Source organism: uncultured Methylobacterium sp., from assembly GCF_964242245.1.
Classification (GTDB): domain Bacteria; phylum Pseudomonadota; class Alphaproteobacteria; order Rhizobiales; family Beijerinckiaceae; genus Methylobacterium.
Window position 1 is genome coordinate 1 of the sequence record NZ_CAXTBY010000133.1, and the last position, 9,059, is coordinate 9,059.

General features: G+C 72.5%; 8 protein-coding genes. 3 read left to right on the forward strand and 5 right to left on the reverse strand.

The annotated features are described in order from the left end of the window. From ACFE8Y_RS19035 to ACFE8Y_RS19050, 4 genes are all read right to left on the reverse strand, one after another. Nucleotides 1-394: S-adenosylmethionine synthetase N-terminal domain-containing protein (locus tag ACFE8Y_RS19035; protein ID WP_375465946.1), on the reverse strand; the 394-nt coding region annotated here is incomplete at its 3' end. 152 nt (nucleotides 395-546) lie between these two features. Next, on the reverse strand, nucleotides 547-957 hold the full coding sequence (locus ACFE8Y_RS19040) for a helix-turn-helix domain-containing protein (RefSeq protein WP_375465947.1): 411 nt from the start codon (nucleotides 955-957) through the stop codon (nucleotides 547-549). Between the two features lie 180 nt (nucleotides 958-1,137). Beyond that, complete coding sequence (locus ACFE8Y_RS19045) at nucleotides 1,138-1,656, reverse strand: TspO/MBR family protein (protein WP_375465948.1); 519 nt, start codon at nucleotides 1,654-1,656, stop codon at nucleotides 1,138-1,140. 140 nt (nucleotides 1,657-1,796) lie between these two features. Then, a complete protein-coding gene (locus ACFE8Y_RS19050; RefSeq protein ID WP_375465949.1) occupies nucleotides 1,797-1,961 on the reverse strand; it encodes a hypothetical protein in 165 nt (54 codons plus the stop codon). Nucleotides 1,962-2,953: 992 nt separating this feature from the next. Here ACFE8Y_RS19050 and ACFE8Y_RS19055 point away from each other — a divergent pair. Further along, nucleotides 2,954-4,168, forward strand: coding sequence for a trans-sulfuration enzyme family protein (locus tag ACFE8Y_RS19055; protein ID WP_375465950.1), 1,215 nt, complete (start codon nucleotides 2,954-2,956; stop codon nucleotides 4,166-4,168). A gap of 369 nt (nucleotides 4,169-4,537) precedes the next feature. Continuing rightward, a complete protein-coding gene (locus ACFE8Y_RS19060) occupies nucleotides 4,538-5,005 on the forward strand; it encodes a hypothetical protein (RefSeq protein ID WP_375465951.1) in 468 nt (155 codons plus the stop codon). Between the two features lie 34 nt (nucleotides 5,006-5,039). On the opposite strand, the gene mdoH is transcribed toward ACFE8Y_RS19060, so the two are convergent. Beyond that, nucleotides 5,040-7,004, reverse strand: coding sequence for a glucans biosynthesis glucosyltransferase MdoH (gene mdoH / locus ACFE8Y_RS19065; RefSeq protein WP_375465952.1), 1,965 nt, complete (start codon nucleotides 7,002-7,004; stop codon nucleotides 5,040-5,042). Between the two features lie 79 nt (nucleotides 7,005-7,083). Between mdoH and ACFE8Y_RS19070 the strand changes: the two genes are divergently transcribed. Further along, nucleotides 7,084-8,829, forward strand: coding sequence for a glucan biosynthesis protein (locus ACFE8Y_RS19070; protein ID WP_375465953.1), 1,746 nt, complete (start codon nucleotides 7,084-7,086; stop codon nucleotides 8,827-8,829). The last annotated feature ends 230 nt before the right edge of the window (nucleotides 8,830-9,059 follow it).

The following is a 9,059-nucleotide window of genomic DNA, read 5'->3' on the forward strand; positions in this document are numbered from 1 at the left end:
CGGCGGCGTAGCCGAACATGATGCCCTGGTCGCCCGCGCCCTCGTCCTTGTTGCCCGCCGCGTCCACGCCCTGCGCGATGTCGGCCGACTGCGCGTGCAGGTAGATCGCGACCTCGTTGTTCTTCCAGTGGAAGCCCGCCTGCTCGTAGCCGATGTCCTTGACGGCTGCGCGGGTCAGGTCCTCCAGGTCCTTGAAGGTCACCGAGTCGGGCCCGCGCACCTCGCCGGCGATGACGACCCGGTTCGTCGTGGTCAGCGTCTCGACGCCGAGCCGCGCCTCCGGCATCGCGGCGATGTAGGCGTCGACCACGGTGTCCGAGATCCGGTCGCTCACCTTGTCGGGGTGGCCCTCGGAGACGGACTCGCTGGTGAACAGGTAATCGGAACGCGGCATCTGGAGGCATCCCCGCTCTCGGGCACGCCCTCCTGATCGCGGCGCTCGACCCGGTCGAAGCCTCGGGTTTCGCATCCGCGTCCGGAACGGTCAAGGTGGAGCGCCGAACGAATCCGCTATATCGAACGAAGCGGCCGGAGGAACGGAAGGGTTCAGGCCTTGAGCTTGCGGTCGAGGGCCTGCACCACCGCGGCCAAGTCGCGGCGGGCGCTCTCCGAGAAGTGCTCGCTCACGTGCTGGGCCACCACCTCGGCCAGCCCCTGCCAGTCGCCGCCTTCGACGTAGGGCCGCTGCCGCTCCTCGCCGAACCCGTCGGCGGGGACGTCGTCGAGGCGCGGCATGCCCTGGAAGAAGTGGTCGAGCGGCACCCCCGTCATCCGCGAGAAGATGTCGAGGTGGACCGCGCTGATGCGGTTGGTGCCCTTCTCGTACTTCTGGAGCTGGGCCGCGGACATGCCGAAGCTCTGCGCGACCCGCCTCTGGGTCAGGGACGCCCTCCGACGCTGCTCGGCGATGCGCTGCCCGACGTAGGCGTCGCGTTGATCGGTCTTCTGGCCCGCCATGGAACGTCTCGTATACCCCTCCGGCCGCGCGCCGATCGAGCGCCCAAGGCCGTGCCGAGGCAAGCTTAGCCGCGCCTGCCTGCCTTGTCACGACATGACGGCGGACATACGCAGTCTGTCCCGCATGTTCGTGGGACGGGCGCGGCCCGCTCGCTGGCCCGCCGCGAGGGTCGGCCTACGTCAGTTCAGGCGCAGGATCGCCGCGTTCAGGAGCGTCGCGAAGCCGACCCAGGCGGCGTAAGGCACCAGCAGCCACGCCGCGGGACGATCGAACCGCCACGTCAGCCGGATGGTCCAGAGCACCATGGCGAGGAGCGCGGCCACCACCGCCAGCCCGGCGCCGACGGCGTGGGCGGCGAAGAACGTCGGCGTCCAGGCGGCGTTGAGCGCGAGCTGCGCCGCGAAGGCGGCGAGCGCCAGCCGCCACCCCTGTCGCGATGGGCCGGTGCGGGGCCGCGCGCCGAGGAGCCGCCAGAGCGAGAGTGCGATCAGCACGTCCAGCGTGGCCCAGGCGATCGGAAACGCGGCGTTCGGCGGGTTGAAGGCGGGCTTGGCCAGACCCGCGTACCATCCGGGAATCTCGGGCCGCGTCGCCAGCGACCCGACCAGCGCCGTCGCGGCCACCGGCAGGATCGCGGCCGCGAGCCGCGGCCAGCGCGGGAGGGCCGGACCTCGGGGAACTCGGGTGGCGGACGGCATGATGTCCTCGGCGTCAGACGCGGCGGGCAGGTGACTCGGTTCGACACGCGGCGCCCGCTGAAGCTGATGCGTCCACGGTCGGCAGCCAAATCGGTTCGCCTTGTGTCGTCCGCATAGGGTGGGGAGCGGACATGCCACACTCACTGCGGGGCTCGCGCCGCCTCGGGTAGCTCGGTTCGGTCCACGACGTGGCGTGTCACGAACTCGCCGACCCGCGCGAACATCGCGTCCCAATCGTTGATGCCACTCGACGGCAGCCAGACGAACAGGGGCCAGCTCTCGATGTAACCCTGTAGCTCGCACATCGACCCCGCCCGGGGAACCTCGGAGAACCACGTGCAGCGGACAGCGTGGCGCAGGGACCCATCCGCATTGCGCTTCGCGAAACTGCGCGGCACCGCCCGCGATTGGATCAAATGACAACAGACCCTAGCTCTGCGTCACCGTGCACCAGAATAGCGTAGCGGCATCCGGCTCATGCCCCATGTCTTACGTTATGTCACTCAGTTCAACCGCTGAAAGCACTGTGAACCGCGGGCCTTATATCCAGGGGGGCACTTGGCTTTACCCGTAGCCTTGTAGATCTTTCCCTTCGAACCTGGATTACAGCTTGGTCCGCATATCGTTCCGCTACTTTGGGCACTCACCGAACCAGCGCTCAATACGCACATAGAACTTGCTACCATGATGCACAATGCAATCTTCATGACGGAAATCCTGCTCTAAAAATGGGCGTAGCAGTCTTCCGTTAATACGAGCGAACTGTCAAGGGTCTCGCTGGAGATCTAGCTGCGATCTGCATTATGGGAACAGGAGAATACAGTATCGATCAGGTAATATTATTGGGGCTGATTCGAAGTATTTTCCAAATAAAATATTACGTGGGTCGGAAGCGTTGTCTGGCACCTCTTAAACAGCGGTTATTCAATAGAAATTGCGCTCGACACGACCCAGACCGTGGCCGGTTTCGTCCGCGACGGCATGACGGCGCGGCGGGCACTGGATCGCGTCCTGCTCCACCGGGAAGGCTCCCCGGTCGCCGGACGGTGCTAGGTTAGGTGCGCCGGGGCCGCGGCCGGCTCGATGCCGGCAAGGCGCCTTCCGCCCAGAAGGGCGGGCCGCCCCAATGGCGGCCCCCGCTCACAACTGTGTTGGTCTGCTGTGGGTCGCAAACGGAGCGTACTGCCCAATTTCGATTTCAAACCGAGACGCGACAGGCGGCAGGTTCGGGTTGCGGTTCCGGCCCCGTTCGTGTCAGGCGCGCCGCCACGAAGCCCGTCAGCCCGCGGAGGCCGCCATGACCCGACCCGATGCACCGGACCGGACTGCCGAGACCAGCGCGCGCGTGGAGGATTCACGCGCGCCCTGGGCGAAGCGGACACGCGCGGCCCAGGCGATGGGCCGCGTCGATCCCGCGACGCGGGCCGTGGTGGCGCCGCTGCACGTCTCGACCACCTTCATCCGCGACGCGGACAACGGCTACGCGTCGGGCTTCTCCTACGCGCGGCCCGACAACGCGACGGTGCGCGAGGCGGAAGCCGTGCTCGCCATGCTGGAGGAGGCCGCGGGGGCGCTGCTGTTCGGCTCGGGCATGGCGGCGGCGACTGCCGTGTTCCAGGCGCTCGAACCGGGCGACCACGTCGTCGCGCCCATCGTGATGTACTGGGGCCTCCGGCGCTGGCTGCGCGAGGAGGCGCCGCGCCGCCGGCTCGACCTCGACTTCGTGCCCGCCGACGACCTCGACGCGCTGAAAGCGGCGATGCGGCCGGGCCGGACGAAGCTCGTCTGGATCGAGACGCCGGGCAACCCGCTCTGGACCATCACCGACATCGCGGCGGCCGCCGGGATCGCGCACGCGGCCGGCGCGCGGCTCGCGGTCGATTCCACCGCCGCCTCGCCGGTGCACACGCGGCCGCTGGTGCTCGGGGCCGACCTCGTGATGCACTCGGCCACCAAGATCCTCAACGGCCATTCCGACGTGGTCGCCGGCGTGCTCGCCGCGCGCGCGCCCGACGCCTTCTGGGCGCGGATCGGCGCGATCCGCGCGGGCGGCGGCGCCATCCTCGGGCCGTTCGAGGCCTACCTGCTGATGCGCTCGCTCCGCACCCTGCACCTGCGCGCCGCGGCGCAGGCGGCGAGCGCGCAGGCGCTGGCCGAGCGGTTGGCCGCGCATCCGCACGTCGCCCGCGTGCTCTATCCGGGCCTGCCCGACGATCCCGGCCACGCGGTCGCGGCGCGGCAGATGGCGGGCGGCTTCGGCTTCATGCTCTCCATCCGGGTTGCGGGCGGCGAGGCGGCGGCGATCGCCACCGCCGCCCGCGTCGCCCTGTGGAAGCGGGCGACCTCGCTCGGCGGCGTCGAGAGCCTGATCGAGCACCGCGCCTCGGTGGAGGGGCCGGACAGCCCCTGTCCGCCCGACCTCCTGCGCCTCTCGACCGGCATCGAGGACCCGGACGACTTGTTCCGCGACCTCGACGCGGCGCTCCGGGCCGCGCACGCGGGCGGCCCCTGATACGATCTCCGGTCGATCGGTTCAGGGGTATCGTCTCCCGTCATCCGCGCGTCCTTCCCTCTCCCCGCTGCGGGAGAGGGTGGCCCGCGAGCTAAGTCGGGTGAGGGGAGCGCCGGTTCCGGACAGCGCGCACCCCTCACCCGACCCTCGCTCACGCGAGGGCCACCCTCCCCCGCATAGGGGGGAGGGAAGGCGCTCGACCCAACAGATCAACTGGAAACCGCGTGGGCGGGAGTGCTTTGCCTCGGAGCAGGGGCGGTGCGCGCGAATCAAACTTAGCCCGCGGCGGGGACCGGCGCGGCGTCCGCGCGTTGTGCCGGAGCATCCTTCCGGCGCCGCCGCGCCCCACGAGACCATGAGCAGACCCCGATGAGACGACCGCTTGCCGGCGCCTGCGCCCTCGCCGCCCTCGCAATCCCGGCCGGTCCCGCCCGCGCGGACGCGGTGCCGAAGCTCGACATCGAGAAGACCTGCAAGTCGGCCAACCAAGCCAACGTCAGCATCAGCGACAACGCCAGCGAGGAGGGCTGCCTGCGCTCGGAGCGCGAGGCCAAGCGCGAGGCCGAGCGGCACTGGGACGACTACAAGCCCGCGGCCAAGCGCCAGTGCGAGGCCCAGTTCACGGCCGGCGGCTATCCGTCCTACGTCGAGATGGTGACCTGCCTCGAACTCGCGAGCGGGACGGTGCCGTCGCAGCCGGGCAGCGGCGGCGCGGCCACCGGCGGGCCGGGCGCGCCCGCCGGCAAGGCGCCCCAGGAGTCCGGCGCGCGCAACCTCACCCGGGAGCCGCCCGCCAGCCAGCGCACCAACCCGATCGACGTGCTGGAGAACAAGTAGCGCCGCACGGCGGAGGGAGGGTGCGCAGCCTGCCTCACGCCTCGTCGGTTGCGGGACGCCAGACGCCCTGCGCCTCCCGCGGCGCCGGGCGGGCGGGGACCGACCCGGGGCGGCGCTCGGCGAGGTCGGCGAGTTCGGCCGGCCGCGCCGTGTCGTCGATCGTCAGGAACAGGCCGCGGGCGCGGGCGAGCCGCCCGAGGTCGGCGCGGCTCGTGAGCACGCTCGAGGCCGGGCTCGCGAGCAGGGCCAGGGCGACCGGCGCCATCCACAGGGCGAGCTGCGGGTCGCCGACGCAGGCGAGCACCGCGCAGAGCAGGGCGCCGACGACCAGGGCGTCCGCCTGGAGGCGGCAGGCCTCCCCCCAGCCGACCCGGCGGTCCTCGCGCACCTGCGCGTCCCAGCGCACCACCCGGCCGACGAGGGTCGAGAGCACGGCGCCCGCGGTGAACAGGGTCATCACCGGCCACAGCAGCACCCAGGCCGCCTGCTCCAGGGCGGCGCTTGCCAGCAGCGGGCCGGTGCCGCCGAAGGCCGCGCGGCGCGCGGGCGAGGCCAGCACGTGGGCAAGGCTCAGGAGCTTCGGCAGGACCAGCACGGCGACCGTCAGCGCCGCGAGCGCGTGCGCTGCGGGGCCGGTGCCGGTCAGCCCGTAGGCCAGCAGGCCGAGGTCGCCGGTGCGGGCGGCGAGCCACGTGCCGAGGCCGAGATAGGCGATCCACAGGGGCAGCATCGCGTAGGCGAGGATGCCGACGAGGAGGTGCCAGCGGCTCGCCGCGGCAAGCCCCGGCCAGGACAGGACGCGCAGGTGCTGCATGTTGCCCTGGCACCAGCGGCGCTCGCGCCCGAGGAGGTCGACGAGGTTCGTCGGCATCTCCTCCCAGGTGCCGCCCATCTCCGGCAGCAGGCGCACCTCCCAGCCGGCGCGGACCAGCAGCCCGCCCTCGACGATGTCGTGGCACAGGATCTCGCCGCCGAGCGGCGCGCGGCCGGGCAGGACGGGGAGCCGCGCGTGCTCGGCGAAGGCCGCGATCCGCACGATCGCGTTGTGGCCCCAGTAGCTCCCGTCCGGCCCCTGCCACGTCTCCAGACAGCGAAGCGCCAGCGGCGCGTAGAGGCGCACGGCGAATTGCTGGATGCGCGCGAACAGGGTGTCGCGGCCGGCCGCGTACGAGACGGTCTGGATCAGGCCGGTCGTCGGGCTCTCCTCCATCAGCCGGACGAGGCGGCGCATCGCCGGCCCGGTCATCAGGCTGTCGGCGTCGAGCACGATCATGAAGTCGTACTCGGGCCCGTAGCTGGCGCAGAACTCCGCGATGTTGCCGGCCTTGCGGCCGACATTCGCCGTGCGTCGCCGGTAGCGGACGCGCGGGATGCCGGGGCCGGCGGTCTCGCGCCACGCCTGGATGCGGGCGAACTCGTGCTCCTCGACCGCTGCGACCGCGCCGTCGCGGGTGTCGGACAGAACGAACAGGTCGATGTCGTCGGAGCAACCGTCCGCACGCGCCAGCGAGCGCGCCATCACCCGAAGTGCTGCGAACACCGCGACCGCGTCCTCGGCGTGGATCGCCACCACGGCCGCGGTGCGGCTGAGGCCCGAGGCGCGGATCGGCACCGTCTCCGCGCGGCGCTCCAGGGCCGACTTGACGACCGACGTGGCGCGGGCGCCCAGCGCCGCGGCGACCAGCCCGTAGAGGTACTGCCACGCCACGAACGCCTGCCACGCCATCACCACGCAGAACAGCGCCAGCACCGCGCCCCCGAGCCAGCCGCCGGCCGGGTAGGCGAGGTCCGCCAGGACGGCGATGGCCGCGCCGGTCGCGAGCGACGGGACCGCGAGCGCGAGGCGGCGCCACCGCAGCGATCCGCGTCCCCTTCGCCCCTGCCAGACCTCGACACGGGGCGCCGAGGGTGCGAGTGGCGCCGCGCGGTCCTGCGGCCGGTCGTCGACCGGGGCGGCCTGCGGACGCGGCGGGGTGGCAATGGGACGCGGAGACGACATGGGGCGCATGGAACTCATGGGGCGCATGGAACTCGAGCGTGAGGGACACCGGCCCGGGGCGCCCGGGGGCGTGGGGCCGATGCGCGAGGGCACCGAGACGCGAGGCGTTGCGCCGGGACCAGCCCGGCCGCAGGCTCCGCCGGAGGCCGGCGGGGCCGAATGTCCCTCCCGTCGCCGTGTTCTTCGAACCGCCCTGACGGCGGCTGCCGGCAGCCTCGTACCTAGCGCCATCGATCTGAATGGGGACCGAACGAGGGCGCAGGAGAGCCCCGGCGCGCAGGACGCGGGCGGCGCGCCGACGACCTTCGCGGACGTCGCCGCGCGGGCCGAGCGGCTGGCGGCCGCAGCCTACGTCCCCCCGCCCGAGGACCTGCCGGCCCCGCTCGCGGCGCTGACCTACGACGGGTACCGCGCCATCGTCTTCCGGCCGGCCGCGGGCCTGCGCCTCGGGCATCGCTTCAGCGCGCAGCTCTTCCACCGCGGCTTCCTCCAGCGCAAGCGCGTCGCGCTGTTCGTGCAGCCGCGGACCGGCCCGGCCCGGCCGGTCGCCTACGCGTCCGGCCTGTTCGACCTGGGGCCGACGCTCGCGGGCCGGAGCTTTCCGGCCGATCTCGGCTTCGCGGGCTTCCGCCTGCACTACGCCGCGACCGACGCGCCCGCCGGCCGGCCGCCGGGCTTCCAGGAGGAGTTCCTGGTGTTCCTCGGCGCCGCCTACTTCCGGCTGCGGGGGGAGGGCCAGGAATACGGGCTCTCGGCGCGGGCTGCGGCGATCGGCACCGGATCGACCGCGGGCGAGGAGTTTCCGGACTTCACCGCCCACTGGATCGTCGAGCCGGAGGAAGAGGCGGGCACGATCACCGTGCTCTCGCTCCTCGACGGCCCGAGCCTCGCCGGCGCCTACCGCTTCGACATCACGCCGGGCGATCCCGCGCGGATACGGGTTACCGCCGCCCTCCACCCGCGAAAACCCATCGCGCAGCTCGGCCTCGCGCCGCTGACCAGCATGTTCCTGCACGGGCAGAACGGGCCGGGCGCGCGGGGGGCCAAGCCCTTCGACGACTTCCGCCCGCAGGTGCACGATTCCGACGGACTCCTGGTGCGCACAGCCGGCGACCGGCTGTGGCGGCCGCTCACCAACGGCCGGCGCGATCCGCAGATCTCGGCCTTCCGCGCCGCGCCGCTCGAAGGCTTCGGACTGATGCAGCGCGAGCGGAATTTTGACGCCTACCGCGACGTCGAGGCGCGGCACGAGGCGCGGCCGGGCCTGTGGGTCGAGCCGGCCGAGGCACCACGGCCCGGGACGGTCGCGGCCGGCGTCTTCGCGTCGGGCGCGGTCCAGCTCTTCGAGATCCCCTCGGTCGAGGAGTACATGGACAACGTCGTCGCCGCCTTCGTGCCGGACGCGCCCGTCGTGCCGGGGCGGCCGATCGCGGTGGCCTACGGCCTGACGACGGTGGGCGCGGAGCCGGTGCCGCTGCTGGGCGCGCTCGCCCGCGTGGTCTCGACCCGCGTCGGCTCCGCCGAGCGCCTGCGCCCGACTGACCCGCCGAGCCCGGAGCGGCGCCTCTACGTCGTCGACTTCGAGGGGCCGGACCTGCCGCGCGGCGCGATCGACGCGGAGGCCGCGGGCATCGCGGCCGTGGTCTCGGCCACCGCCGGCACGATGCACGATCCGGTGGCCGCCCCCGTGCCGCAGACCGGAGGCTGGCGCCTCTACGTCGAGTGGCGCCCGCCGAACCCGCTGCCGCCGGGCGACGTGGTGCTGCGCGCGCACCTGACCCGCGACGGACGCCGCATCAGCGAGACCTGGGACGCGGCGGGGTGATACCGGCAGCCCTTGAAGCCGACGCCTCAAGGGCGGTCCGCCGCACGCATGGCAACGCGTGCGGCGGACGGCGGCAGAGGGAATCGGAATTTCAGGCCGTGGGTATGACGCGTCACCGAAGATGTCTCAGCCGGCGCGACAGGTCTCCTCTCCCCGTGTGCGGGGAGAGGCCCGGCTGCACCCCGTCGTGCAGGCGGGAAGCGAGAGGCGGAGCCGAAGCGACGGTGAGG

Excerpts from the sequence above, each read along its gene's own strand:
- ACFE8Y_RS19040 (WP_375465947.1), bottom strand. The coding sequence starts at position 957 with ATGGCGGGCCAGAAGACCGATCAACGCGACGCCTACGTCGGGCAGCGC.
- ACFE8Y_RS19045 (WP_375465948.1), bottom strand. The coding sequence starts at position 1,656 with ATGCCGTCCGCCACCCGAGTTCCCCGAGGTCCGGCCCTCCCGCGCTGG.
- ACFE8Y_RS19050 (WP_375465949.1), bottom strand. The coding sequence starts at position 1,961 with ATGTGCGAGCTACAGGGTTACATCGAGAGCTGGCCCCTGTTCGTCTGG.
- ACFE8Y_RS19055 (WP_375465950.1), top strand. The coding sequence starts at position 2,954 with ATGACCCGACCCGATGCACCGGACCGGACTGCCGAGACCAGCGCGCGC.
- ACFE8Y_RS19060 (WP_375465951.1), top strand. The coding sequence starts at position 4,538 with ATGAGACGACCGCTTGCCGGCGCCTGCGCCCTCGCCGCCCTCGCAATC.
- mdoH (WP_375465952.1), bottom strand. The coding sequence starts at position 7,004 with ATGTCGTCTCCGCGTCCCATTGCCACCCCGCCGCGTCCGCAGGCCGCC.
- ACFE8Y_RS19070 (WP_375465953.1), top strand. The coding sequence starts at position 7,084 with ATGCGCGAGGGCACCGAGACGCGAGGCGTTGCGCCGGGACCAGCCCGG.